The following is a 25,629-nucleotide window of genomic DNA, read 5'->3' on the forward strand; positions in this document are numbered from 1 at the left end:
GGTGGATACGTGGGGTATGTGGAGGATTAACCCATAATAGGAGTGTAGTTACCATGGCAAACGTCACCATGCGCCAGATGCTTGAGGCTGGCGTGCATTTCGGCCACCAGGGCCGGTACTGGAACCCCAAGATGGCACCGTACATCTACGGGGAACGCAGCAAGATCCACATCATCAATCTCGAGCATACCCTGCCGCTGTTCAATGACGCGATGAACTTCGTCGGCAGTCTTGCGGCCAATCGCGGCAAGATCCTGTTCGTCGGCACCAAGCGCGCCGCGCGCGACACCATCCAGGAAGAGGCGGTGCGCTGCGGCATGCCGTACGTGAACCAGCGCTGGATGGGCGGCATGCTGACCAATTTCAAGACCGTCAAGCAGTCGATCAAGCGCCTGAAGGATCTCGAGGCGCTGTTCGAGGAAGGTGGCGGGCACGAGCGCATCAACAAGAAGGAAGGCCTGAACCGCCGGCGCGAGCTGGACAAGCTCGAGCGCAGCCTGGGCGGCATCAAGGACATGGCCGGACTTCCCGACGCCTTGTTCGTCATCGACGTCGGGCATGAAAAGATCGCCGTCAGCGAGGCCGTCAAGCTCGGCATCCCGGTGGTTGCGGTGGTCGATACCAACGGCAGCCCGATCGGGGTGGATTACGTGATTCCGGGCAACGACGACGCCATCCGCGCCATCAAGATCTACCTCGGTTCGGCTTCCGCCGCGATCCTCGAAGGACGCTCCGCCGCCCTGCAGATGCAGGGTGAGGCCGATGAGTTCGTCGAGGTGGACGAGAGCGGCGCGCCGCAGGCGAAGGCGCCGGGCAAGAAGGCCGTCGCCAGAAAGGTCGCCGTCAAGCGGAAGGGCGCGACCAAGGATGCCGCCGAAGGCGGTGCTGCCGAGGTGACCGTGTCGGCGCCCAAGGCGCGCGTGCGCAAGAAGAAGGAAGGTGAAGCCGGCGACGGCGACAAGGCCGTGGACGCCGTCGACGAAGATCTGGAACAGCCGGTCGCCGGGGTCTGAGCGGATCGATCGCACGGTCAACAGATATACGAGGTTTGAAGATGGAAATCACAGCAGCACTGGTTAAGGACCTGCGCGAGCGCACCGGCTCCGGACTGATGGAATGCAAAAAGGCCCTGGTCGAGACCCGGGGCGACGTCGAGGCCGCCATCGACCTGATGCGCAAGCAGGGTCTGGTCAAGGCCGGCAAGAAGGCCGGCCGTATCGCGGCTGACGGGCGCATCGTCATGCAGGTGGCCGCCGACGGTCGCTCGGGCGCCATGCTCGAAGTCAACAGCGAGACGGATTTCGTGGCGAAGGGTGACGATTTCAACGCCTTCGCCGAGCAGGCGCTGAAGCGCGCCGTGGCTGCGAACATGCAGGATGTCGATCAGCTGCTTGCCCTGCCGATCGACGCGGGCAAGGACACCACGATCGACACCGCGCGCAAGGAACTGATCATGAAGATCGGCGAGAACATCAACCTGCGCCGCATTGTGCAGTTCAGGCCGGAAAGCGGCATCGTCGGTGGTTACATGCACGGCATGCGCATCGGCGTGCTGGTCGAGCTGCAGGGCGGCGACGCCGCGCTGGCAAAGGACATCGCCATGCACATCGCGGCCAGCCGTCCGGTCGCGGTCTCCGAGCAGGACGTGTCGGCGGATGTCATCGCCAAGGAAAAGGAGATCTTCAGCGCGCAGGCCGCCGAGAGCGGCAAGCCGGCGGAGATCATCGAAAAGATGGTGCAGGGGCGCATCAAGAAATTCCTTGCCGAGGTCACCCTGCTGGGGCAACCCTTCGTGAAGGACCCCGAGACCACCGTGGCCAAGCTGCTCGACAAGGCAAAGGCGCGCGTGATCCGGTTCCAGCGTTACGAGGTGGGCGAGGGCATCGAGAAGGCCGCCACCGATTTCGCCGCCGAAGTGATGGCCCAGGTCCGCGGAGGCTGACGCATGCAGGCGCGGGCAGGATCCTCGCAGCCGCTGTACCGCCGCATCCTGCTCAAGCTGAGCGGCGAGGCCCTGATGGGGGAGGACGACTACGGCATCAACACGGCCGTGATCAACCGCATCGCCGTGGAGGTGAAGGACCTGATCGATTACGGCATCCAGGTGGCGCTGGTGATCGGCGGCGGCAACATCTTCCGCGGCATCCAGCTCGCCAAGGGCGGGCTCGATCGCGTCACCGGTGACCATATGGGCATGCTGGCGACTGTCATCAATGCGCTGGCGATCCAGGACGCGCTGGAAAAGCACGGCATGTACGCCCGCGTGATGTCCGCCATCCAGATCCACCAGATCTGCGAGGACTACATCCGGCGCCGCGCCATCCGCCACCTGGAGAAGGGGCGCGTGGTGGTGTTCGCCGCCGGCACCGGAAATCCCTTCTTCACCACCGACTCCGCCGCCAGCCTGCGCGGCATCGAGGTCGGCGCCAACGCCGTGCTCAAGGCGACCAAGGTCGACGGCGTCTATTCGGCCGACCCCCACAAGCATCCCGATGCCGAATTCTATCCCCGTCTGAGCTACGACGACGTGCTGCACCGCAAGCTCGACGTGATGGACGCCACCGCCATCGTCCTGTGCCGCGACAACCGCATGCCGCTGCGCGTCTTCAACATCAACAAGCCGGGGGCGCTGCGCCGTGTGGTCATGGAAGGGAACGAGGGGACGATCGTCGAATAGGAGCGAAGGATGATCACTGATATCAGGAAAGACGCGGATTCCCGCATGCGCAAGTCAATCGAGTCGCTCAAGCACGAATTTTCCAAGGTGCGCACCGGGCGTGCGCATACCAGCCTGCTGGACCACATCCGCGTGTCGTACTACGGCAACGAAATGCCGCTGAACCAGGTGGCAAACGTCTCCGCGGCCGACGCCCGCATGCTCACCGTGACGCCGTGGGAGAAGGCCATGGTGCCCGTGGTGGAGAAGGCCATCATCGCCTCGAACCTTGGATTCAACCCCTCCACCGCCGGGAACGTCATCCGCGTGATGATCCCGCCGCTGACCGAGGAACGGCGCCGCGATTTCGTCAAGGTGGTGAAGGGCGAGGCCGAGGCCGCGCGCGTCGCCATCCGCAACGTGCGCCGCGACGCCAACGGCGACCTCAAGGACCTGCTCAAGGAGAAGGACATCAGCGAGGACGAGGAGCGCCGCGGACAGGAGGAGATCCAGGCGCTGACCGACAAGTACGTCGCCGAGGTGGAAAAACTGCTGCATGAAAAGGAAGCGGAACTGATGGAGGTGTAAAACCTCAGCGGCCGCCGTCCAGCATTTCGGAAAGTCCCCGATCAACAGTCCCGGTTTGCATCCGCATGGCGTTTTTCTCCAAGAGTTCGCCCCCACTCACCCCGGCCCCGGCGGAACCGTCCGCCGCGCCGCCCGTGCACGTCGCCATCATCATGGACGGCAACGGCCGCTGGGCCAGGCGGCGCCACATGCCCCGCATCGCCGGGCACCGCGCGGGGGTGGAGGCGGTGCGCACCATCGTCGAGGCCTGCGCCGCAAAGGGCGTCCGGGTGCTGACACTGTTTGCCTTCAGCAGCGAGAACTGGCGCCGGCCGGAGGCCGAGGTCGACCTGCTGATGGATCTGCTGCTGACCTCGCTGCAGCGCGAGATAGACAAGCTGCACAGGAACGGCGTGCGCCTCCTGTTCATCGGCGAGCGCTCGGCATTCAAGCCGAAACTGATCGAGATGATGCGTTCGGCCGAGGAAATGACCGCAACGAACAGCGGGCTGACCCTCGTCATCGCGCTCAACTACGGCGGCCGCTGGGACGTCACCCAGGCGGCGCGGCAGGTCGCGCGGCGGGTCGAGGCGGGCGAGATCCGGGCCGACGACATCGACACCGGCATGATCGAGGAGAACCTCTGCCTGCGCGGCCTGCCCGAACCGGACCTCTTCATCCGCACCGGGGGGGAGCAGCGCATCAGCAATTTCCTGCTGTGGCATCTCTCGTATACCGAGCTGTATTTCACCGCGACCCTGTGGCCCGATTTTGACGCGCAGGCCTTCGATGAGGCGCTGGCCTCGTTCGCATCGCGCCAGCGCCGCTTCGGGCGCACCGGTGACCAGGTAGAGCAGGCCAAGGGTGCTTAAGCAGCGCCTGCTCACCATCGCGGTACTGCTCCCCCTCTTCGTCTGGTGCGTGCTCGCGCTGCCTACGGAGTACTTCGCGCTGTGCGTCGCGCTGATGGTGCTGATCGGGGCGTGGGAATGGGCCGGGCTGGTCGGCCTGTCCGGGCGCGGGGAGCGCGCCGCCTACCTCGCGCTCGTGGGCGCCGCCATCGCCGGCGCCGCCTGGCTCGCCACGGTGCCGCTGCTGCGCCAGTTCGTGCTGGCGGGCGCCGTGATCTGGTGGGCTGTCGCCATGACGTTGATCCGGCGCTACAGCCGGGACCCGGCCGGCTTTCTGCGTTCCTTCCGGCCGGACCGCCCGCCGGGTTTTCCTCCCCGCTGGCTTTTCGGTATGCTCGGTGTCATCGTGCTGGTGCCGGCCTGGCTCGGTGTGATCGTCATACATGGCAATGCATTCGCCGGCGGCTACCTTGTGCTGCTGCTGATGCTCGTGGTGTGGGGGGCGGACAGCGGCGCCTACGTCGCGGGGCGCCTGTGGGGGCGCACCAGGCTCGCGCCGGAGGTCAGTCCCGGAAAAAGCTGGGAAGGGGTCTACGGCGGGCTTGCGACGGCGACCCTGGCGGTGCTGGGCGCCGGCCTGTGGTTCGGCCTCGACTGGCGCACCCTGGTGTCCCTGACGCTGCTGGGTTTCGTGACGGTGCTGTTTTCCATCATCGGCGATCTGTTTGAGAGCATGGTCAAACGTCTGGCGGGTGTGAAGGACAGCGGGCGCCTGTTGCCGGGACATGGCGGCATGCTCGACCGCATCGACAGCGTGACCGCGGCCGCGCCGGTGTTCGCCCTGGGTCTGATCTGGCAGGGAGTGGTGGCATGATCGGCGTGACCATCCTGGGGGCGACGGGATCGATCGGGGCCAGCACCCTGGACGTGATCTCGCGCCGGCCGGATCGTTACCGGGTCGCCGCGCTGACCGCGAACTCCGATGTCGACCGGCTGTTCGAGCAGTGCCTGCGCCACCGCCCGGAACTCGCGGTGATGGCCGACGCCGCGGCGGCGGAACGTCTGGAGCGCAAACTGGTCGAAGCTGGATGCGCCACGCAGGTCGCGGCCGGGATGGAAGGCTTGTGCCGCGCGGCGGGACTGCCCGGGGCGGACTACGTCATGGCGGCGATCGTCGGCGCGGCGGGGCTGCTGCCGACACTCACCGCGGTGCGCGCCGGCAAGCGCGTCCTGCTGGCCAACAAGGAGGCGCTGGTGATGGCCGGGGCGCTGTTCATGGAGGAGGTGCGCGCCCGCGGCGCCGTGCTGCTGCCGATCGACAGTGAGCACAACGCGGTGTACCAGTGCATGCCGGGCGACTATTCCCGCGGCCTGGCGCGGGTCGGCGTGCGACGCATCCTGCTGACCTCCTCGGGCGGGCCGTTCCGCCTGCAGCCGCGTTCGCTGCACGAGGTGCGGCCGGAGCAGGCCTGCGCGCACCCCAACTGGGTGATGGGGCGCAAGATATCGGTCGATTCCGCGACCATGATGAACAAGGGGCTGGAAGTGATTGAAGCAAAGTGGCTGTTTGACGCGGATCCGACGATGATCGAGGTTGTCGTGCACCCGCAGAGCGTGATCCATTCCCTGGTCGAATACGTCGACGGCTCGATGCTGGCGCAGCTCGCGAGCCCCGACATGCGCATCCCGATCGCGCACGCGCTGGCGTGGCCCGAACGCATGGAATCCGGCGCCGAGCGCCTCAACCTGTTCGACGTCGCGCGGCTCGACTTCGAGGCGCCGGATCTCGGGCGCTTCCCCTGCCTGCGCATCGCGTTCGACGCGGCGCGCGCGGGCGGTACCGCGCCGGCCGTCATGAACGCCGCGAACGAGGTGGCCGTGCACGCCTTTCTCGAGCGCCGCCTGCGCTTCACCGACATCCCCGCCGTCGTCGAGGCCGCGCTGGCCGCGGTGCCGGCGCACGAGGCGGCGACGCTGGATGCGATCCTCGCGGCAGACCGCGCCGGGCGCGCCTGCGCCGCGGAGTGGATCCACGATTCCGCGCTGGGGGTGATGGCGTGAACGGCGTGCTGTCCTCCGTATTCTTCTTCATCATCGCCATCGGCGTGCTGGTGACGGTGCACGAGTTCGGGCACTTCATCGTCGCGCGCCGGCTCGGGGTCAAGGTGCTGCGCTTCTCGGTCGGTTTCGGCATGCCGCTGTGGAGCTGGCACCGCCGCAACGACGAGACCGAGTACGTCATCGCGGCGCTGCCGCTCGGCGGCTATGTCCAGATGCTGGACGAGCGCGAGGCGCCGGTGCCGGAGGCCGATCTGCCGCACGCCTTCAACCGCCAGCCGCTGGCGAGCCGGTTCGCCATCGTCGCGGCCGGTCCGATCTTCAATTTCCTGTTCGCCATCCTGGCCTACTGGCTGATCTTCGTGCTCGGCGTCGACGGGATCAAGCCGCTCGTCGGCGAGGTGAACAGGGATTCGCTCGCGGCCGAGGCCGGCTTCCGCTCCGGCGACCTCATCACTGCCGTCGATGGCGAGGACACCGCGACCTGGAACATGGTCTTCCTCGAACTGCTCAACCGCAGCCTCGGCAGCGAGCGCGTCGCGGTCAGTGTCATCGACGCCGACGGGGAGGGGCACGAGCGCGCGCTCGATTTCGGCCGGCTGCCTGCCGGCGTCGACCGCTCCAACCTGCTGCAGGTGATCGGGCTCGGGATATACCGCCCCAGCCTGGAGGCGGTGATCGGCACGCTCGAGCCGGGCGGTGCGGCGGAACAGGCCGGCCTGCGCGCGGGCGACCGCATCGTCGCGGTTGACGGGCGCCCGATCGCGCAATGGGAGGAATGGGTCGACTATGTGCGCGCGCGCCCGGAGCAGGAACTCGAGGCCGAGGTCGAGCGCGACGGCGAGGCGGTCGCCATCACGCTGACGCCGCAGCGCGTGGCGACGGAGCAGGGCGACATCGGGCGCATCGGCGCCGCGGTGAAGATCGCGGCCGACGACCAGGCCGACGAACTGCGCGCGAAGGAACGCTATGCGGCGCCGACGGCGCTGCTGGTGGCCGCGCAGCGCACCTGGGACATGACCTGGCTGACGGCGAAGATGCTCGTCAGCATGGTGGGCGGCGAGGTGTCCGCCTCCAACCTCGGCGGGCCGATCCGCATCGCCCAGTACGCGGGCGCCTCCGCCGACGCAGGCATCGTCCAGTTCGTCGGCTTCCTCGCCCTCATCAGCATCAGCCTTGGTCTGCTCAACCTGCTGCCGATCCCGGTGCTGGACGGCGGGCATCTGCTGTATTATCTCATCGAGCTGGTCAAGGGCAGCCCGCTGTCCGAGCAGGTGCAGGCCTTCGGCCAGCGCATAGGCATCGCGCTCCTGATCGGGGTGATGGTCCTGGCGTTCTACAACGACATCGTTCAGCTCTTCGGTTAAGGCAGACCCCCAGAATCATCGGATGATTTCCCGCGCGCGTTACAGACTGACCGCCCTGATCCTCGGCCTGACGGCGTCCTGGTGTGCCTGGTCGTTCGACCCCTTCGTCATCAGGGACATCCGGGTGGAGGGCCTGCAGCGCATCTCGCTCGGCACGGTGCTGAACTACCTGCCGGTGACCGTGGGCGAGACCTTCGACGCCTCGCGCACGGCGGGCACCATCCGCGCCCTGTTCAAGACCGGTTTCTTCCACGACATCCGCCTGCGCGAGGACGGCGACGTGCTGGTCGTCGAGGTGGTGGAACGGCCGGCCATCGCCACCGTCAAGATCGAGGGCAACAAGGACATCACCACGGACCAGCTGAAGGAGGCGCTGAAATCCATCGGCCTGTCCGAGGGCGGCATCTTCGACCGCTCCTCGCTGGAGAAGATGAAGCTCGAGCTCGAGCGGCAGTACTTCAGCCAGGGCAAATACAGCGTCAAGGTGCAGAGCACCGTCACCGAACTCCCCGACAACCGCGTCGACATCGTCATCGACATCGATGAAGGCGGCGTGGCGCAGATCCGCCGCATCAATGTGATCGGCAACCGGGCGTTCAGCGACGGGGAACTGCTGGATGCCTTCGAGCTCAGCCCGCGCACCATGTTCGCTTTCTTCTCCGACAGCGACCAGTATTCCAGCCGCAAGCTGTCCGGCGACCTCGAATCCCTGCGCTCGCACTATCTGGACAACGGCTACATCAACTTCTCCATCGACTCCACCGAGGTCTCCGTCACCCCCGACAAGAGCGACGTCTACATCACCATCAACGTCACCGAGGGAGACAAGTACACCGTTTCCGGCGTGCAGCTCGCCGGCGAGCTGATCGTCCCCGAGGATGAGCTGCGCAAGCTGATCAGCATCGGGGACGGCGACGTGTTCTCGCGCAAGGCGGCGACGCAGAGCGCCGCCGCGATCAGCGAACGCCTGGGCCGGGAGGGGTACGCATTCTCCAACGTCAATCCGTCGCCCAAGGTGGACAAGGACAGGCGCGAGGTCGAACTGGTCTTCTTCGTCGATCCGGGCCGGCGCATCTACGTGCGCAGGATCAATGTCGCGGGCAACACGAAGACGCAGGACGACGTCATCCGGCGCGAACTGCGCCAGATGGAGGGCGGGTGGATTTCCACTGAAAAGGTCAACCTGTCACGCACCCGGCTGGACCGGCTCGGATTCTTCGAAGAGGCCACGGTGGAGACTCCGGCCGTGCCGGGGCTCGCCGACCAGGTCGACGTCAACTTCTCCGTCAAGGAGCGGCCCTCCGGCTCGCTCACCGCCGGCGTGGGCTACTCGCAGTCGCAGGGATTCCTGGTCAACGCGAGCATCAGCCAGAACAACGTGCTCGGCAGCGGCAAGCGCGTCAGCGCCACGGTGAACAACAGCTCGATCAACCGGACCTACAGCTTTTCCTACACCAATCCCTACTACACACTGAACGGCATCAGCCGCGGCTTCAGCATCTTCAGCCGGGAGACCGACGCGGGCGACACCTCGGTGGTGGTGGACTACACGACCGATGTCAAGGGCGTCAGCGTCGACTACGGCTTTCCGCTGAGCGAGTTCAATACCGCGAACCTGTCGCTCGGCTACGAGAACACCAGCATCGAGACCACCGACAGCACGCCGCAGTCGATCTTCGACTTCATCGCGGAGAACTCCGATCATTTCGACATCTACAAGCTGACCGGAGGAATCACCCACGACACGCGCAACCGCGCCATCCTTGCCAGCCGCGGCAGGCTGCACAGCATCAGCACCGAGGTCGCGATGCCCGGGAGCGGGCTGGAGTATTACAAGCTGCGCTACCGCGCGCTGCAGTACCTGCCGTTGTACGGGGATTACACCCTGTTGCTGAAAGGCGACGTCGGCTACGGCGACAGCTACGGCGATACCACCGGGCTGCCGTTTTTCGAGAACTTTTACGCCGGCGGCCCGGAGTCGGTGCGCGGCTACAGTTCGAGTTCGCTCGGTCCGCAGGAGGATGGCGACGCACGCGGGGGGGCGTTCAAGACCGTGGGCAACCTCGAATTTATCTTCCCGCTGCCGTTCGCGGCGGACAACAAATCGTTGCGCGTAAGCACTTTCTTTGATATTGGTAGTGTCTTTGCGGACGTGGACGATTTCGACACCGGGGAGCTGCGTCAGTCGGTGGGCGTCTCCGTACTCTGGTTTACCCCGATCGCACCGATGACCTTCAGTCTGGCGTGGCCCATGAACGACCAGCCGGAGGACGATACAGAGAGATTCCAGTTCACGCTCGGGTCGTTTTTCTTCTAATACCTATCTGGAGCCGGACATTGAAGAAGATTGCATTGATTGTGGTCACCCTGGTCGCCGCCCTGGCGGGTGGCGCATTCGCGGCCGCGGCGGAGCTGAGGCTGGGCTACGTGGATGCGGCGCGCCTGCTGGACGAGGCGCCGCAGGCGAAGGACGCCACCAACCGCCTGAAGGACGAATTCGCCTCGCGCGAGGAGGAGATCGCCCTCGCGCAGGACAAGATCAAACGGCTGGAAGAGGCGCTGCAGCGCGACGGCGCGGTGATGAGCGAGGACGAGCGCAAGAAGCAGACGCTGGACATACTCTCGCGCAAGCGCGAGCTGCGCCGCATGCAGGATGAATTCCGCGAGGACGTCAACATCCGCCGCAACGACGCGATCGGCAACCTGCAGGTGCTCATCAAGCAGACCATCGAGGACATCGGCAGCGCACAGCGCTTCGATCTGATTTTTTTCGACGGCATCGCCTACGCCAATTCGGCGCTGGACATCACCGACCAGGTGCTGGAAGGCCTGAAGAAGCGTTATCAGGGCGCCTCCGCCGCCTCGAAGGGCAAATAACAAAAACCTCGAAGGGACAAGCGGCGGGTGGAATTCAGCCTGGGAGATCTGGCGGAGCGATTCGGCGGCGAGATACACGGGGACAGCGGCTGCATGGTGCACGCGGTCGCCACCCTGGAACAGGCCGGCCCCGGCGAGATCTCGTTCCTGGCGAATCCCCATTACCGCGGCCTGCTGGCCGGCACGCGCGCCGCGGCCGTCATCCTGGCGCCGCGCTACGCCGGCGAGTGCCCGACCCACGCACTCGTCACGGACAATCCCTATGCCGTCTACGCCCGCGTGGCGCAGCTGCTGTATCCGGCGCGGCGGCCGGCGGCGGGCGTGCATCCCACCGCCTGCGTGGAGACCTCGAGCGTACTCAAGGACGGGGTCAGCATCGGCGCCCACGCGGTCATCGGCGCGCAGGTGCGCCTGGGCCGCGATGTGCGCATCGGGCCCGGCTGCATCATCGAGGACGGCGTGGAGATCGGCGCCGGCAGCACGCTGGTGGCCCAGGTGACGGTGCGCCACGGCTGCCGCATCGGCGAGCGCGCCCTGATCCATCCGGGGGTGGTGATCGGCAGCGACGGCTTCGGTTTCGCGCGCGACCGCGACGGCTGGATCAAGATCCCGCAGCTCGGCTGCGTGATTATCGGCAACGATGTCGAGATCGGCTCCAACACCACCGTCGACCGCGGGGCGCTGGGGGATACCGTGATCGAGGACGGGGTGAAGCTGGATAATCAGATCCAGGTCGCCCACAATGTGCACATCGGCGAGCATACCGCGATCGCGGGCTGCACCGGCATCGCCGGCAGCGCGCGCATCGGCCGCCGCTGTGCGATCGGGGGCGGGGCCGGTATCCTCGGCCATCTTGAGATCGCCGATGACGTGCAGATCACCGCGCGGACGCTGGTGACGCACTCGATTACCGAAAGCGGGAGCTATTCCTCCGGCGCACCGCTGGAGGCGACGGCGGCCTGGCGCAAGAACCACGCGCGCATGAAACAGCTGGATGAGATGGCTAAACGCCTGCACGAACTCGAGAAGCTCGTCATGGCCAAGATTGACGATGGCGAGTAAACACGGGATCCGGATGAACGACAAAGACACGAACCAGAACGAAGCCGCGGGCATGGATATCCAGGATATCCTCAAGTATCTGCCCCATCGCTATCCATTCCTGATGGTCGACCGCGTGATCGATTACGCCCCGGGTGACTACCTCGTGGCGATCAAGAACGTGTCCTACAACGAACACTATTTCACCGGCCATTTCCCGGTGCAGCCGGTCATGCCGGGCGTGTTGCTGCTGGAGGCGATGGCGCAGGCGACCGGTATCCTCGCCTTCCGCACCACGGATTCGCAGCCCACGGACGGTTCGCTCTATCTCCTGGTCGGCATCGACAAGGCGCGCTTCAAGCGCCCGGTCGGGCCCGGCGACCAGGTCAGGATCGAGGTGAAGTTCGCGCGCAACGTACGCAACATCTGGTTCTTCAGCGCGGAGGCGCGCGTTGACGGCGAGCTCGCCGCCAGCGCCGACATCATGTGCGCCTCCAAGGAAGTGACTGCGTGATCGACCCGCGCGCCATCGTCGATCCCGCCGCCCGCATCGCTGCCGGCGTCAGCATCGGACCGTTTTCGATCATCGGTCCCGATGTGGAGATCGGCGCCGGCTGCCGGATCGGCCCGCACGTCGTGATCACGGGGCCGACCCGGATCGGCTGCGACAACCAGGTGTTCCAGTTCGCGTCGATCGGCGAGGTGCCCCAGGACAAGAAATACCGCGGCGAAGCGACAACGCTCGAGATCGGGGACCGCAACGTCATCCGGGAGTACGTCTCGTTGCAGCGCGGCACGGTGCAGGGCGGCGGCGTGACCCGGATCGGCAGCGACAACCTGTTCATGGTTTACGTCCACATCGCCCACGACTGCATCGTCGGCGACAACACCATCTTCGCCAACGGAACCCAGATCGCCGGGCACGTCGTCATCGAGGATTACGTGATCCTCGGCGGCTGTTCACTGGTGCACCAGTTCTGCGTGCTCGGCCGGCACTCCTTCTCCTCGGCCGCCAGCATGATCATCAAGGACGTGCCGCCCTACGTGCTGGTGTCGGGCCAGATGGCGAAGCCCTACGGGCTCAACGTCGAGGGTTTGAGGCGGCGCGGCTTCAGTCCGGCCACGGTGCGCATGCTGCGGCAGGCCTACAAGATCGTCTACCGGTCGAAGCTGCTGCAGGAGCAGGCAGTCGCCGAACTGAAGGCCTTGGGCGCCGAGTGCCCGGAGGTCGCCGTCATGGCGGACTTCATCGAGCGCTCGCAGCGCGGCATCGTGCGCTGACATCGCTGTGCTGCGCATAGCCCTGGTCGCGGGCGAGACCTCCGGTGACATGCTCGGCGCAGGCCTGATCCGTGCGCTCCGGGCGCGGATTCCGGACGCGGTGTTCGAGGGCGTCGCGGGGCCCCGCATGATCGCGGCGGGCTGCCGCGCATGGCATCCGATGGAACGACTCTCCGTGATGGGCCTGGTCGAGGTGCTCGGGCGCTATCGCGAACTGCGTGCGCTGCGCACCGACCTGATCCGGCGCCTGCGCGCCGATCCGCCGGACGTCTTCGTCGGCATCGACGCCCCCGATTTCAACCTCGGCCTGGAGACGCGGCTGCGCGCGGCGGGCATCCCCACCGTGCATTACGTCAGTCCGACGGTCTGGGCGTGGCGGGCGCGGCGCCTGCGCAAGATCGCCCGCGCGGACGATCTCGTGCTGACGCTGTTTCCGTTCGAGACCGCAATCTATGAACAGCATGGCATCGCGGTACGCTGCGTCGGCCATCCCCTCGCCGATGCGATTCCGCCCGGCGGCGGCGACCGGATGGCCGCGCGCGCGGCGCTCGGGCTGCCGGCTGCCGGTCGCCTGATCGCGCTGTTGCCGGGCAGCCGGGAGGGCGAGGTCCGCCGCCTGTCGGAACTGTTCGTCGCGGCCGCGCGCTGGTGCCGCGAACGGCGCCCGGAACTGCGCTTTGCGGTGCCGCTGGTCACTCCGGAGCTGCGCGAAATTTTCACGGCGGCGCTGGCAGCCGCCCCGGAACTTCCGGTGACCCTGTTCGACGGGCGCGCGCGCGAGGTGATGGCGGCCGCCGACGCCGTGCTGCTCGCCAGCGGCACCGCCACCCTGGAGGCGATGCTGCTGCAGCGTCCCATGGTGGTTGCCTACCGGCTGGCGCCGCTGACCTACTGGCTGGCCCGCCGCCTGTTGTATATCGATCGCTTTGCCCTGCCCAACCTGCTCGCCGGCGAGGATCTGGTCCCGGAGTTCATCCAGGACGCAGCCACGCCCGCGGCGATTGGCGCGGCGCTGCTGGAGTCGCTCGACGCCGCGGAACAATCCGGCCGGCTGCGCGAGCGTTTCGCCGAACTGCATGCGATGTTGCGCCGCGACGCCGACGCGCAGGCGGCAGAGGCGGTGCTGGATCTGGTCACGCGGCGCCGGGGGGCGGCGGCGTGAGCATCGTGGCGGAACCGGTGACGGTCTTCGAGATCGGCGTGGAGCTGCTGGTCGCCGGCGTCGACGAGGCCGGGCGCGGCCCGCTCGCGGGTCCGGTCATCGCGGCGGCGGTGATCCTCGACCCCGACCGCCCCATCGCGGGGGTGAACGATTCCAAGCTGTTGTCCGCGCCGCGGCGCCTGCGCCTCGAGGCGGCCATCCAGGCGCAGGCGCTTGCCTGGGCGCTGGGGCGGGCCGAGGTCGAGGAGATCGACCGCCTCAACATCCTGCAGGCGACCCTGCTTGCCATGCAGCGCGCGGTGGCGGCGCTCGATCCCGCCCCGCGCCGGGTCCTGGTCGACGGCGACCGCTGCCCCCGCCTGGGCTGCCCCGCGCAGGCGATAGTCAAGGGCGATCAGAAGGTTGCCGCCATCGCCGCCGCCTCCATCCTGGCCAAGGTGGCGCGCGACCGCGAGATGGAGGCGCTCGATGCCCTCTATCCGGGCTACGGCCTGGCCCGCCACAAGGGCTATCCGACGCGCGACCACGTCGAGGCGCTGCAGCGCCTGGGCGTGACGCCGGTCCACCGGCGCAGCTTCGCGCCCGTACGCGACCTGCTCGGCGGCGCATGAACGTCCTCGCGGGTCCCGCCTGGCTTGGTTAAAATACCGGCCATGCCGCCCAGCTTCGTCCATCTCCACGTCCACAGCGATTACTCCCTGATCGACGGCATCGTGCGCATCAAGCCGCTGGTGCAGGCGGTGGCGGACGCCGGCATGCCGGCGGTGGCGATGACCGACCAGTGCAATATGTTCGCGCTGGTGAAGTTCTACCGCGCCGCGGTCGCGGCCGGCGTCAAGCCCATCGCCGGCGTCGACCTGTGGGTGCAGGACGATCCCAGGGACGCGCCCGCGCGGGTGGTGCTCCTGTGCCAGGACCGCGGCGGCTACCTGCACCTCACCCGGCTCATCTCGCGCGCCTTCATCGAGGGCCAGTATCATGGCATGCCGACCGTGCGGCGCGATTGGCTGCGCGACGCCGCCGGGGGTCTCATCGCACTGTCCGGCGCGGGCGAGGGCGACATCGGCCAGGCGCTGTTCGCCGGCAACCGCGCGCTTGCCGCGCGCCGGCTCGAGTTCTGGTCGAGCCTGTTCCCGCAGCGCTTCTACCTTGAACTGCAGCGTACCGGCCGCGCGCGCGAGGAGCAGTACGTGCAGGACGCGGTCGGGCTGGCGCTCGAGCACGGCGTCCCGGTGGTCGCCACCAACGACGTGCGCTTCCTCACGCCGGAGGACTTCGAGGCGCACGAGGCGCGCGTGTGCATCCACAGCGGGCGCACGCTGGAGGATCCGCGGCGGCCGCGCCAGTACAGCGCGCAACAGTACCTGCGCACGCCGGCGGAGATGGCGGAGCTGTTCGCGGACATCCCGGAGGCGATCGAGAACAGCGTCGAGATCGCGCGCCGCTGCAACCTCGAGCTGAGCCTCGGCGAGAATGTGCTGCCGGATTTCCCCACGCCGCCGGGCATGGGCGCCGACGCCTATTTCGCGGAGGAGGCGCGCACCGGCCTCGCGCGGCGCATGCAGCGCATGCCCGCCTGCGCCACGGCGGAGGAGGAGGCCGAACGGCGCGCGCTGTACGCGGCGCGGCTGGAGCTGGAGCTCGGCGTCATCACCAAGATGGGCTTCCCGGGCTACTTCCTGATCGTCGCCGACTTCATCCGCTGGGCCAAGGCGAACGACATCCCGGTGGGGCCGGGACGCGGCTCGGGCGCGGGCTCGCTGGTCGCGTATTCTCTGGATATTACTGATCTTGATCCAATAAGATACGAGCTTCTCTTCGAGCGATTCCTGAATCCGGAGCGCGTCTCGCTGCCGGACTTCGACATCGACTTCTGCATGGACGGGCGCGACCGCGTGATCGAATACGTGGCGCAGCGCTACGGCCGCGAGAAGGTGTCGCAGATCATCACCTACGGCACCATGGCGGCGAAGGCCGTGGTGCGCGATGTCGGCCGCGTGCTCGGCCATCCCTACGGCTTCGTCGACAAGATCGCCAAGCTGATCCCGTTCGAGCTCGGCATTACGCTCGACAAGGCGCTGGAGGACGAGGAGCAGCTGCGGAGCCGCTACGAGGACGAGGAGGAGGTGCGCACCCTGATCGACCTCGGGCGCGCGCTGGAGGGCCTGGTGCGCAACGCCGGCAAGCACGCCGGCGGCGTGGTCATCGCGCCGTCCGAGCTCACCGACTTCACGCCGCTGTACTGCGAGCAGGGCTCGGTCGCGACGGTGACGCAGTTCGACAAGGACGACGTCGAGGCGGTCGGCCTGGTCAAGTTCGACTTCCTCGGCCTGCGCACGCTGACCATCATCGACCGCGCGGTGAAGGGCATCCGCAGCCGCACCGGCGCCGCCATCGACATCACCAACCTGCCGATGGACGACGCGCCGACCTACGAGCTGCTCAAGCGCTGTTCCACCAGCGCCGTGTTCCAGCTCGAGTCGCGCGGCATGAAGGACCTGATCAAGCGCCTGCAGCCGGACTGCTTCGACGACGTCATCGCGCTGGTCGCGCTGTTCCGCCCCGGCCCGCTGCAGTCCGGCATGGTGGACGACTTCATCAACGTCAAGCACAAGCGCCAGCGGGCCAATTACCCGCACCCCGATCTCGAGCCGATCCTCAAGCCCACCTACGGCGTCATCCTCTACCAGGAGCAGGTGATGCAGATCGCGCAGGTGCTCGCCGGCTACAGCCTGGGCCAGGCCGACCTGCTGCGGCGCGCGATGGGCAAGAAGAAGCCGGAGGAGATGGCCAAGCAGCGCGCCGGCTTCGTCGCCGGTTCCGTCCGGCGCGGCGTGGAGGAGAAGACCGCCGCCCACATCTTCGACCTGATGGAGAAGTTCGCCGGCTACGGCTTCAACAAGTCGCACTCGGCGGCCTACGCGCTGATCGCCTACCAGACCGCCTGGCTGAAGGCGCACTATCCGGCCGATTTCATGGCCGCCGTGCTGTCGGCGGACATGGACAACACCGACAAGGTCGTGATGCTGATCGACGAGTGCCGCTCGATGGGCCTCAAGGTGCAGCCGCCCGACATCAACCTCTGCGACTTCGCCTTCACGGTGCAGGACGACGCCACCATCCTGTACGGCCTCGGCGCCATCAAGGGTGTCGGCGAGGCGGCGCTCGGCGGGCTGACCTCCGAGCGCGCGCAGCACGGCCGGTTCCGCGACCTGTTCGACCTGTGCCGGCGCATCGACCCGCGCAAGGCCAACCGGCGCGTGCTCGAGGCGCTGATCCGCTCCGGCGCGCTCGACGTGCTTGACGCCAACCGCGCGCGCTCGATGACGCTGCTCACCGAGGCGTTGCAGATGGCGGAGCGCCAGTTGCGCGACAGCGAGCTGGGCCAGAACGACCTGTTCGGCGGCGGCGGTGCCGCGGCGAATGCCGGGCCGGACGACGACATCACGCAAGCGCTCGCGCGCGCGGTGCCGGAGTGGGACGAGGAACAGCGCCTGCTCGGCGAGAAGGAGACCCTCGGTCTCTATCTCACCGGCCACCCGATCGAACGTTATCGCAAGGAGCTCGCGCGCTTCGTCTCGGCGTCGATCGCGCAGCTCAAGCCGACGGCGGACCAGACCGTGGTGGTGGCCGGGCTGGTCGTCGCCATCCGCACCATGAACAGCCGGCGCGGCGATCGCATCGCCTTCCTCACGCTGGACGACCGCAGCGGCCGCATCGAGATCGCGGTGTTCTCCGAGGCTTACCAGAAATACCGCGAGCTGCTCGTCAAGGACCGGCTGCTGGTGGTGGAGGGCAGCGTCAGCGTGGACGAGTATTCGGGCGGATACCGCATGAGCGCGGAGAAGATCTATGATATCGACCGCGCGCGCGGGGTGTACGCCAAGGGGGTGGAGATCGACGTGCAGGCGCGCGCCGCCGCGAACGGCTTCAGCGCCATGCTCGCGCGCATCCTCGAGCCGTTCCGCGAGGGCCGCTGCCCGGTGTGGATCAACTACGTGGGCGCGGGCGCGCGGGCGCGCATGGCCCTGGGCCGCGAATGGAGCGTCAATCCCACCGACGAGCTGCTGCACCGCCTGGGCGAGGTGGCGGGACCGGACGGGGTGCGGGTGATCTATTGAGTGGGACCAAAACCGGCGGCTGTCAAGCGGGGCCGGCGCGGCCGGGACAATAACGCCGCCCCCACTTGCGCCGGAAAATCTTTATGACACAATGGCGTGCAGCGTAGTGTTGAACTGACAACAATCCGGGGATATCCGCACAGTCCGATCCCGCCCGCGCGGGAATGGCGGTTACAGGCGGATGTCCCCCAAAAAACGGCTACACCGACTTTTGATGAAACTCAGCTTCCTGGATTTCGAACAGCCGATCGCCGAGCTCGAGGCCAAGATCGAGGAACTCCGCTACGTCGGCACCGACAAGGCGGTCAACATCAGCGAGGAGATCGGGCGGCTCGAGGACAAGGCCCGCTCGCTGACCGAGACCATCTTCTCCCAGCTCACCGCCTGGCAGATCTCGCAGCTCGCGCGCCATCCGCAGCGGCCCTACACGCTGGACTACGTCGAGCGCATCTGTACCGAGTTCGAGGAACTGCACGGCGACCGCCGCTACGCGGACGACCCCGCCATCGTCGGCGGCATCGGCCGCATCGACGATCGTCCGGTGATGGTCATCGGCCACCAGAAGGGGCGTGACACCGCGGAGAAGGTGCGGCGCAACTTCGGCATGCCGCGCCCCGAGGGCTACCGCAAGGCGCTGCGCCTGATGGAGCTGGCCGAGCGCTTCAAGCTCCCGATCCTGACCTTCATCGACACCCCCGGCGCCTACCCCGGCATCGGCGCCGAGGAGCGCGGGCAGAGCGAGGCGATCGCGCGCAACCTGCTCGTGCTGTCCGACCTGCGCACGCCGGTGATCTGCACCGTGATCGGCGAGGGCGGCTCCGGCGGCGCGCTCGCCATCGGCGTCGGCGACCACGTCATGATGCTCGAATACAGCACCTACTCGGTGATCTCGCCCGAGGGCTGCGCCTCCATCCTGTGGAAGAGCGCGAGCCGCGCCTCCGAGGCGGCCGATGCGATGGGCATCACCTCCAAGCGCCTCAAGCTGCTCAACCTGATCGACCAGGTGATCCCCGAACCGCTCGGCGGCGCGCATCGCGACGTCGAGACCACCATCGCGACCGTCAGGCAGGCACTGGTCGAATCGCTCGCGCGGCTCGACAGCAAGCGCATCGAAGACCTGCTCAAGACGCGCTACCAGCGCATCATGAGTTACGGTGTCTTCAAAGGCTGATGATCCCGGCGCCGTAGTCCTCGATCGGGTCCTCCCGGCGCTGGAGCGCCTGCCCGGCATCCGCCGCTACCGGGTCGCCTTCAGCGGCGGCCTCGATTCCACCGTCCTGCTGCACGCCATGGCCGAGCTGCGCCCGCGGATCGAGGCCGAACTGTGCGCCGTCCACGTCAACCACGGCCTGCAGCCCGCCGCCGCCGACTGGGCGCGCGAGTGCCGAGCCGCCTGCGAGGCGCTCGGCATCCCGCTGCACGCGGTCGAGGTCGACGCGCGGCCGGGGTCGGGCGAGAGCCCCGAGGCGGCCGCGCGCCACGCGCGCTACGCGGCGATCCGCGCGCTGATCGAGGCCGGCGACTGCCTGCTCACCGCGCACCACCAGGACGACCAGGCCGAGACCGTGCTGCTGCAACTGCTGCGTGGCAGCGGGGTGGCGGGCCTCGCGGCGATGCCGCCGCACGCGCCGTTTGCCGCCGGCTGGCATGCCCGCCCGCTGCTCGACCTCACGCGCGCCGAGCTCAGGGCCTATGCCGCGGCGCGAGACCTGCGCTGGATCGACGACCCGAGCAACTTCGACACCGGCCTGCGCCGCAACTACCTGCGCCACGAGGTCATGCCGCTCCTGAAGCGGCAGTGGCCGGCCTTCGCCCGTACGCTGTCGCGCAGCGCCGCGCACCACGCCGAATCCGCGCGCCTGCTCGACGAGGTCGGCGCCGAGGATTTCACGGCCGTCGCCGGCCCCAAGGCCGCGACGCTCTCCATCGACGCACTGATGCAGCTCAGTCCCGAGCGCCTCAACAACGTGCTGCGCTACTGGCTGCGCACGCTCGAGCTGCCGCTGCCGAGCACGGCGCACCTGGAACGCCTGCACGAGGACATCCTGAAGGCGGCGCAGGACAGCGCGCCGCTGCTCGCCTGGCCCGGCGCCGAGGTGCGGCGTTACCGCAGCCTGCTCTACGCCATGTGGCCGCTGCCGCCGCACGACCCGGAACAGGTCGTGCCGTGGGATCTCGCGGCGCCGCTCGACCTGCCCACCTGCGGCGGCCGCCTCGTCGCGCGCCACGTCGCCGGGCACGGCATCCGGCGCGTGCTGCTCAAGGATCGCCCTGTCACCGTCCGCTTCCGCCGCGGCGGCGAGCACTGCCGCCCCGCCGGCCGCGGCCACACCCACGAACTGCGCAAGCTGCTGCAGGAATCCGCCGTCCCGCCCTGGCTGCGCGAACGCGTGCCGCTGCTCTACGTCGGCGACGAGCTCGCCGCCGCCGGCGACCTGTTCATCTGCGAAGGCTTCCAGGCCGGCGAGGGCGAGGCGGGCGTGGAGCTTGAATGGACGTTTCAGGCCTTGACGCCGGAAGAGGGTGGCCGGAATGGGTGAGGTGGCGGATATCCGATACATTATCCGTTTGTACGCGTGAATGTCATGGTTCTTCTGAAGAATCAGCGTGATCTGGGAGTCACGATGCGTGTTATATCTAAAACTGCTACGTTATAACGTATAACTTTTATACCTACTCAATGTTGACCGATCATAGGCCTCACGGAAAGAAGCCCAAGCCCAGAAGTTTTAACAATAAAATATGAGCGGACCCTACAAATGGCGGATAGTGCTGGGCGAAAAACATGGCGATAAAGCAACGCAAGCGTCGCATAACGGCGTTAATGCGGACGGCGATTGCTTCGCTTAGTCCAATTTATCCCACATTATCAGGCAGCTGGTGCAGATTGCAGAATCCAGGGCAACTGCGCATGCCCCGTGAGCCCTATGCCGTTCAACCACTCGCAAAAGCCGACGCGCGATCAATGAGCAGAGGTATTAATACCGAAGCTGTCGCGCGCGGCTTAGCTCGATACTGTTAGACATCAAGGATGTGCTGTAGCGTGTCAAAGGATCCCTGCGAACGTACCTGCGGGTTTCCGCGCAGAGGGAGGCATCCCACGTTAAGAGACTGCAAACTTGTCGGAAAGCCAAGGGCCGGAGCAGATCTGCGAGATTGATGGCGATAAGACCACTTTCGCCAGATCCTGTCATACCTCCCCACTTCAAAATCCTGGGCGGGTCCGCTTCTGAAACGGAAATGTTTGCGGATCTGCGCATTGAGATAAGCGGTATTCTTTTCCCAGGACCTGCGCGCGCTGGCGCTAATGGAGGGAGCTCGGGAGACCTGGCGCAGGCATTGCTGGAGGACGGCGAGCTTGATCCAGATATAAAACAAATAATCGAAAGGGAAGTCAGCTCCGGCGGCATAAAGGTCAAGGTTGACCCCGAGTACGCTCATGCCCAATCAATTGCGGTTCTTTCCTCGCTGTCTTGTAGATTGTTCTGCTCAGGATGGCTTGTACTCCACAATGAAACAGACACGCCATTCATCACCTCAGACAATCCTGCGCCGACGATATACCTAAGAGAAGGCGCGTATACGGATATCACGTACGTTCCGTTAACTCCAAAATTGGCTCTTCTAACAAAAAGGGATCCGAGAACGCCAGAGTTCCGCCTTGAGGAGCTGGATAGATACCAAAGAACCCAAGATGAGGTTGCGTCAGCAAAACCTGAGTTTGTCCATCTATTGAACAGGGAAATGGTCAGGTCTGCGGAAATGACTATTCTTCATTCTTGCCGTGACCAATGGCTGGAAGTGAAACCTCGTGGAGGGTCCAAAATAACGTTGTGCGCATCCCGGCAGGTACTGGTCAGATTATTCTCAACCGGTATGAGGCATGCCGTGTTGATGTCTAACCATTCGCTGCAGGCGCGACGGCTCTGACGAGCCGCGGCCGGGGGCCTCCGGTTCTCTGATGGCTCGGGGTTCGGCGATCCCGAGCCGTCGCCCTGAACTACGGCTACAAACGTTGCTTGTCGAGAGCAAGACAAAATGGCAAGGCAGATGAATATTTTGACGTTGGTGCTTGTCGTCGTTGCTGTTGTGGAAGCGGCACTTCATACGATCGGAGATATTTTGGAAATGGGGACGCCGAACAATGCATAAGTTCCCCTTCGGTCGCCCGATTCGCAAAAGCGAGGCGCTTTTGCTCTCGGCTTATGCACAGCGTTATGTGTAAGAAACCCGGGAACACCATCGGCATGAGGATTGAATTTCAGGTCGTCGCCAAGAATGAGATCAACAATTCGGTTCGAAACTTTCGCGGAAGCCCTGAGGCGGCAGGGGAAGGTTCAAGGCGACCTGAGCAAAAAGGCCGATAGGTGCAAACTCCTTTGCATCGCAAGAATAGATGAGGAAGTAGTTGGCATAGGCGCAATAAAGACAAAAACGAAATCAGATTTTTCTGAACAAAAAGCTGATCTCTCAGAACTGAGTGATGATTTCGATTGGGAGCTTGGATATTTGTTTACTGACCCGGAACATACTCGAAAAGGTATCGCCGGGAATGTTGCGAAGTTGCTGGTTGATGCGCACGGTCAAGATAACCTTATGGCTTCAACAGAAGTTTCTGCCAATCCTGGAATGGTGAGAATCTTAGAAACGTTGGGTTTTCGGCATTATGGCAAGCCTTGGAAGAGCGCCATCCATGATAACTACCTCGGTTTGTTTTTGAGGTTTAAATGATTAGTTGCAGAGTAAATGATCACATAACAATGGGCCCAAGGGACGCTCCGCTTCGCTACGCGCCCCTGAGCCCGAGCGTCAGGCGTCAATCGAAAGGAAGGTATTAGAATGACACGCGTCCGGGTTGAGAGCTTTACCATCTCGCTTGACGGATACGGAGCCGGTCCGAATCAGGACATCAGGAATCCGCTCGGCGTGGGCGGGACAGATTTGCACCAGTGGTTAATCCCGACCCGGACGCTCCAGCGGACCCTGTTCGGCGCCGACGGCGGCACAACGGGGATTGATGACGACTTCGCCGCGCGGGGCTTCAGAAATGTCGGCGCCTGGATTCTCGGAAGAAACATGTTCGGACCGGTTCGCGGTCCCTGGCCCGACATGAACTGGAAAGGCTGGTGGGGGGATAGCCCACCCTATCATGTTCCAACGTTCATCCTGACTCATCACGCGCGTCCGCCCATCCGGATGGAAGGCGGAACGACGTTCCACTTCGTCACCGGCGGTATTCACGAGGCTCTTGACCGGGCGCGCGAGGCAGCCAACGGAATGGATGTGCGCATTGGCGGCGGACCTGGCACCATCCGGCAATATCTTCGTGCGGGCCTCATCGATGAGCTTCACGTCGCTGTCTCGCCGGTCCTGCTGGGCGGGGGAGAGCGGCTGTTCGACGGGGTTGACATGCGCGCGCTGGGATACGAATGCGTTCAGTTCGTTGCGTCGGAGAAAGCCACCCATGTTGTACTCCGGCGCCAGGGGCACGATTGCACGCCGGAACCCGGCGTCGGGTGATGGCGGGCCGGCCGCTGACCGGCATGGCGTCAGACCGCCAACGGGGGTTCGACGCAGTCGTCCGGAACCAAGCAGACCCTGATTCCAGTCACGATGGAGGAACAGCATGACGAAGATCGCAAAGAACACGATTTGCCTTTGGTACGAACGCGATGCCGAGGAAGCGGCGCGGTTCTACGCCAGGACCTTTCCCGATTCGTCCATCGGGGCTGTGCATCGCGCACCGGGCGACTTTCCGTCGGGCAGGCAGGGGGACGTGTTGACTGTCGAGTTCACCGTGATGGGCATTCCCTGCCTGGGACTTAACGGTGGGCCCGCGTTCAAGCAGAGTGAAGCGTTTTCGTTCCAGGTCGCCACCGAGGATCAGGCCGAGACCGATCGGTACTGGAACGCGATCGTCGGAAACGGCGGCCAGGAGAGCGAGTGCGGCTGGTGCAAGGACAAGTGGGGAATCTCCTGGCAGATTACGCCAGTCGCGTTGATCAAGGCATATACCAGCCCCGATCGCTCCGCCGCCAGGCGGGCGTTCGATGCCATGATGATGATGAAAAAGATCGATATCGCCGTGATCGAGGCAGCGGTTCGTGGCCGGAAGTGATATCTGACACGTCGTTTAACCGCACGCACACCGCCGTATATTTTTGCGTTGGATGTCATTCGTAAGGAGGAGCCAATGGAGGCGCAAGAACTGCATCGCGGTCGTCTGATTGATCACATCCAGTTGGTGGTGCGAGATCTTTCTGCCAGCAGGGACTTCTATACAGCGATCTTTGGTGTCCTGGGCGTCCCCATGGGAGGTGCTGGCGATGGATTTTTCTGGGCGGATGAGCTGTTCGTATCAACTGCCGACAGCCAGGCCGCTCAAGGCAGGCTGACCGGGCGTCATCATCTGGCGTTCCAGGCGCAGGACCGGGCCATGGTGGACGCGTTCTACAGCGTCGCACTGGCCCACGGTGGCACGGATAATGGCGCCCCTGGGGAGCGTCCATACCATCCCGGCTACTACGCCGCTTTTGTTCTGGACCCCGACGGCAACAACATCGAGGCGGTTTACCATGGTGAAGCAACTCGCAGCGCTGCCTCGGTCCGCATTACGTTCCAGGAGTGATCAGGCAGCGTTCAATGCGAGGCACGCATAACCTCGCATCGGATCAAGGCTCTTGAATAGGGCCGCGCCGGCGGCGGCCAGCCGGGGGGGGGCGCGTCTTTTTTTTTGGGGGCGCGAAAAAATAGCGGGGGGGGGGGTGCGGGGGCCCAGACTGCCCGCAACGCCAGCGCCCCACAGGCCCGGGGGCACCCGCCGGGGGGGGGGGGGGGGCGCGCGGGGGGGGGGTTTTTAAGGGGAAAAAAACGGGGGGGAGAAAGGGGGACAACCCCCCGGGGGGGGGGAAGAAAAGGGGGGGGAAAAGGGGGGGCAGAAAAGCGGGGGGGGGGGGGGGGGGGGGTGGGGAAGGGGGGGCGGGGGGGGGGGGCCAGGGAATGACCATGATCAACCATACAACAGGAAAGACAAAATGAAGAAAGGACTGACCGTGACATTGTCTGCGCTGTTATTGATAGCATTCTCCGCCCATGCGGCAGAGAAGGCGACGGAGGAGCGGCTGGACGAGGTCGCCAGGCACGGGGCGCATGTGATGCCATTCAGCCTGGAGCAGACAACCCATATCTTTACGAAAACGGACCAGGGCGGCCTGCAGCAGGTCATCGTCAAGGACGATTCCAATACCGAACAAGTCGAGTTGATACGCGAGCACCTGTCAGAGATCGCAACGGAGTTCACGCAAGGAAACTTTTCGGATCCTGCGGAAATCCATGGTGATGACATGCCGGGCCTGGCGGAATTGAGGGCGGCGCAAGCGGGCCGGATCAGGATTGTGTATAAGGAACTGCCCGGCGGTGCGGAAATCGACTACTCAAGTAATGATGCTGGGCTGATCAATGCCATCCATCGATGGTTCGATGCCCAGCTCAGTGATCATGCCCGTCATGCTATTCCGGGTCATTCTCATCATCATATGCACGGGAATCAATAAGCAGAGATCATGACGGGAGTCAGTCCTGACCACCGCGCCAACCGACCGGATGCTTTGCATAAATGACGTAGATGCCGTTCGCGGCTAAGTCGCAC

Annotated in this window: 24 protein-coding genes; all 24 read left to right on the forward strand. The window is 65.4% G+C overall.

Going from position 1 to position 25,629, the window contains the following annotated elements:
- The first annotated feature begins 53 nt into the window (after window positions 1–53).
- A complete protein-coding gene (gene rpsB / locus IPK65_08130) occupies window positions 54–1,013 on the forward strand; it encodes a 30S ribosomal protein S2 (GenBank protein MBK8163102.1) in 960 nt (319 codons plus the stop codon).
- A 41-nt stretch (window positions 1,014–1,054) separates the two neighbouring features.
- Window positions 1,055–1,942: an elongation factor Ts gene (locus IPK65_08135; protein ID MBK8163103.1), complete on the forward strand. Its 888-nt coding sequence runs from the start codon at window positions 1,055–1,057 to the stop codon at window positions 1,940–1,942.
- A 3-nt stretch (window positions 1,943–1,945) separates the two neighbouring features.
- Entirely contained in the window at window positions 1,946–2,677 is a 732-nt protein-coding gene (pyrH, locus tag IPK65_08140) for a UMP kinase (protein MBK8163104.1), read from the forward strand.
- Between the two features lie 9 nt (window positions 2,678–2,686).
- Entirely contained in the window at window positions 2,687–3,244 is a 558-nt protein-coding gene (frr, locus tag IPK65_08145) for a ribosome recycling factor (protein MBK8163105.1), read from the forward strand.
- 65 nt (window positions 3,245–3,309) lie between these two features.
- Entirely contained in the window at window positions 3,310–4,095 is a 786-nt protein-coding gene (locus IPK65_08150; GenBank protein ID MBK8163106.1) for an isoprenyl transferase, read from the forward strand.
- Window positions 4,088–4,948, forward strand: a complete 861-nt coding sequence (locus IPK65_08155) for a phosphatidate cytidylyltransferase (protein MBK8163107.1) — start codon at window positions 4,088–4,090, stop codon at window positions 4,946–4,948. The genes IPK65_08150 and IPK65_08155 overlap by 8 nt, the downstream gene beginning before the upstream one ends.
- The gene (locus tag IPK65_08160) at window positions 4,945–6,135 is read left to right on the forward strand and encodes a 1-deoxy-D-xylulose-5-phosphate reductoisomerase (protein ID MBK8163108.1); all 1,191 of its coding nucleotides are present in this window, start codon (window positions 4,945–4,947) and stop codon (window positions 6,133–6,135) included. The genes IPK65_08155 and IPK65_08160 overlap by 4 nt, the downstream gene beginning before the upstream one ends.
- Entirely contained in the window at window positions 6,132–7,499 is a 1,368-nt protein-coding gene (gene rseP / locus IPK65_08165; protein ID MBK8163109.1) for an RIP metalloprotease RseP, read from the forward strand. The genes IPK65_08160 and rseP overlap by 4 nt, the downstream gene beginning before the upstream one ends.
- A gap of 22 nt (window positions 7,500–7,521) precedes the next feature.
- Window positions 7,522–9,816: an outer membrane protein assembly factor BamA gene (bamA, locus tag IPK65_08170; protein ID MBK8163110.1), complete on the forward strand. Its 2,295-nt coding sequence runs from the start codon at window positions 7,522–7,524 to the stop codon at window positions 9,814–9,816.
- Between the two features lie 20 nt (window positions 9,817–9,836).
- Window positions 9,837–10,376 carry an OmpH family outer membrane protein gene (locus tag IPK65_08175; GenBank protein ID MBK8163111.1) on the forward strand — a complete coding sequence of 180 codons (540 nt, stop codon included), beginning with the start codon at window positions 9,837–9,839 and terminating at the stop codon, window positions 10,374–10,376.
- A gap of 27 nt (window positions 10,377–10,403) precedes the next feature.
- Window positions 10,404–11,438, forward strand: a complete 1,035-nt coding sequence (lpxD, locus tag IPK65_08180; GenBank protein ID MBK8163112.1) for a UDP-3-O-(3-hydroxymyristoyl)glucosamine N-acyltransferase — start codon at window positions 10,404–10,406, stop codon at window positions 11,436–11,438.
- Between the two features lie 52 nt (window positions 11,439–11,490).
- The gene (fabZ, locus tag IPK65_08185) at window positions 11,491–11,931 is read left to right on the forward strand and encodes a 3-hydroxyacyl-ACP dehydratase FabZ (protein MBK8163113.1); all 441 of its coding nucleotides are present in this window, start codon (window positions 11,491–11,493) and stop codon (window positions 11,929–11,931) included.
- Window positions 11,928–12,698: an acyl-ACP--UDP-N-acetylglucosamine O-acyltransferase gene (lpxA, locus tag IPK65_08190; GenBank protein MBK8163114.1), complete on the forward strand. Its 771-nt coding sequence runs from the start codon at window positions 11,928–11,930 to the stop codon at window positions 12,696–12,698. The genes fabZ and lpxA overlap by 4 nt, the downstream gene beginning before the upstream one ends.
- Before the next feature lie 10 nt (window positions 12,699–12,708).
- Window positions 12,709–13,860: a lipid-A-disaccharide synthase gene (gene lpxB, locus IPK65_08195; GenBank protein ID MBK8163115.1), complete on the forward strand. Its 1,152-nt coding sequence runs from the start codon at window positions 12,709–12,711 to the stop codon at window positions 13,858–13,860.
- 32 nt (window positions 13,861–13,892) lie between these two features.
- Entirely contained in the window at window positions 13,893–14,471 is a 579-nt protein-coding gene (rnhB, locus tag IPK65_08200) for a ribonuclease HII (GenBank protein ID MBK8163116.1), read from the forward strand.
- A 42-nt stretch (window positions 14,472–14,513) separates the two neighbouring features.
- The gene (gene dnaE / locus IPK65_08205; protein ID MBK8163117.1) at window positions 14,514–17,981 is read left to right on the forward strand and encodes a DNA polymerase III subunit alpha; all 3,468 of its coding nucleotides are present in this window, start codon (window positions 14,514–14,516) and stop codon (window positions 17,979–17,981) included.
- A 214-nt stretch (window positions 17,982–18,195) separates the two neighbouring features.
- Window positions 18,196–19,152 (forward strand): acetyl-CoA carboxylase carboxyltransferase subunit alpha, encoded by a 957-nt coding sequence (locus IPK65_08210; GenBank protein MBK8163118.1) that lies wholly within the window; start codon window positions 18,196–18,198, stop codon window positions 19,150–19,152.
- Entirely contained in the window at window positions 19,136–20,521 is a 1,386-nt protein-coding gene (gene tilS / locus IPK65_08215; protein ID MBK8163119.1) for a tRNA lysidine(34) synthetase TilS, read from the forward strand. The genes IPK65_08210 and tilS overlap by 17 nt, the downstream gene beginning before the upstream one ends.
- A 700-nt stretch (window positions 20,522–21,221) precedes the next feature.
- Window positions 21,222–21,911, forward strand: a complete 690-nt coding sequence (locus IPK65_08220) for a DUF4238 domain-containing protein (protein ID MBK8163120.1) — start codon at window positions 21,222–21,224, stop codon at window positions 21,909–21,911.
- Window positions 21,912–22,259: 348 nt separating this feature from the next.
- The gene (locus tag IPK65_08225; protein MBK8163121.1) at window positions 22,260–22,712 is read left to right on the forward strand and encodes a GNAT family N-acetyltransferase; all 453 of its coding nucleotides are present in this window, start codon (window positions 22,260–22,262) and stop codon (window positions 22,710–22,712) included.
- Between the two features lie 108 nt (window positions 22,713–22,820).
- Window positions 22,821–23,501 (forward strand): dihydrofolate reductase, encoded by a 681-nt coding sequence (locus IPK65_08230; GenBank protein MBK8163122.1) that lies wholly within the window; start codon window positions 22,821–22,823, stop codon window positions 23,499–23,501.
- Between the two features lie 106 nt (window positions 23,502–23,607).
- The gene (locus tag IPK65_08235) at window positions 23,608–24,099 is read left to right on the forward strand and encodes a VOC family protein (protein ID MBK8163123.1); all 492 of its coding nucleotides are present in this window, start codon (window positions 23,608–23,610) and stop codon (window positions 24,097–24,099) included.
- A 75-nt stretch (window positions 24,100–24,174) separates the two neighbouring features.
- Window positions 24,175–24,609 carry a VOC family protein gene (locus IPK65_08240; protein ID MBK8163124.1) on the forward strand — a complete coding sequence of 145 codons (435 nt, stop codon included), beginning with the start codon at window positions 24,175–24,177 and terminating at the stop codon, window positions 24,607–24,609.
- Window positions 24,610–25,015: 406 nt separating this feature from the next.
- Complete coding sequence (locus tag IPK65_08245; GenBank protein ID MBK8163125.1) at window positions 25,016–25,534, forward strand: aspartate carbamoyltransferase; 519 nt, start codon at window positions 25,016–25,018, stop codon at window positions 25,532–25,534.
- The last annotated feature ends 95 nt before the right edge of the window (window positions 25,535–25,629 follow it).

It is taken from the genome of Gammaproteobacteria bacterium (genome assembly GCA_016712635.1).
GTDB lineage: Bacteria > Pseudomonadota > Gammaproteobacteria > SZUA-140 > SZUA-140 > JADJWH01.

Coding starts and splice junctions, on each gene's coding strand:
- rpsB (MBK8163102.1), top strand. CDS start 54: ATGGCAAACGTCACCATGCGCCAGATGCTTGAGGCTGGCGTGCATTTC.
- IPK65_08135 (MBK8163103.1), top strand. CDS start 1,055: ATGGAAATCACAGCAGCACTGGTTAAGGACCTGCGCGAGCGCACCGGC.
- pyrH (MBK8163104.1), top strand. CDS start 1,946: ATGCAGGCGCGGGCAGGATCCTCGCAGCCGCTGTACCGCCGCATCCTG.
- frr (MBK8163105.1), top strand. CDS start 2,687: ATGATCACTGATATCAGGAAAGACGCGGATTCCCGCATGCGCAAGTCA.
- IPK65_08150 (MBK8163106.1), top strand. CDS start 3,310: ATGGCGTTTTTCTCCAAGAGTTCGCCCCCACTCACCCCGGCCCCGGCG.
- IPK65_08160 (MBK8163108.1), top strand. CDS start 4,945: ATGATCGGCGTGACCATCCTGGGGGCGACGGGATCGATCGGGGCCAGC.
- bamA (MBK8163110.1), top strand. CDS start 7,522: ATGATTTCCCGCGCGCGTTACAGACTGACCGCCCTGATCCTCGGCCTG.
- fabZ (MBK8163113.1), top strand. CDS start 11,491: ATGGATATCCAGGATATCCTCAAGTATCTGCCCCATCGCTATCCATTC.
- dnaE (MBK8163117.1), top strand. CDS start 14,514: ATGCCGCCCAGCTTCGTCCATCTCCACGTCCACAGCGATTACTCCCTG.
- IPK65_08210 (MBK8163118.1), top strand. CDS start 18,196: ATGAAACTCAGCTTCCTGGATTTCGAACAGCCGATCGCCGAGCTCGAG.
- IPK65_08220 (MBK8163120.1), top strand. CDS start 21,222: ATGTTTGCGGATCTGCGCATTGAGATAAGCGGTATTCTTTTCCCAGGA.
- IPK65_08225 (MBK8163121.1), top strand. CDS start 22,260: ATGAGATCAACAATTCGGTTCGAAACTTTCGCGGAAGCCCTGAGGCGG.
- IPK65_08230 (MBK8163122.1), top strand. CDS start 22,821: ATGACACGCGTCCGGGTTGAGAGCTTTACCATCTCGCTTGACGGATAC.
- IPK65_08235 (MBK8163123.1), top strand. CDS start 23,608: ATGACGAAGATCGCAAAGAACACGATTTGCCTTTGGTACGAACGCGAT.
- IPK65_08240 (MBK8163124.1), top strand. CDS start 24,175: ATGGAGGCGCAAGAACTGCATCGCGGTCGTCTGATTGATCACATCCAG.
- IPK65_08245 (MBK8163125.1), top strand. CDS start 25,016: ATGAAGAAAGGACTGACCGTGACATTGTCTGCGCTGTTATTGATAGCA.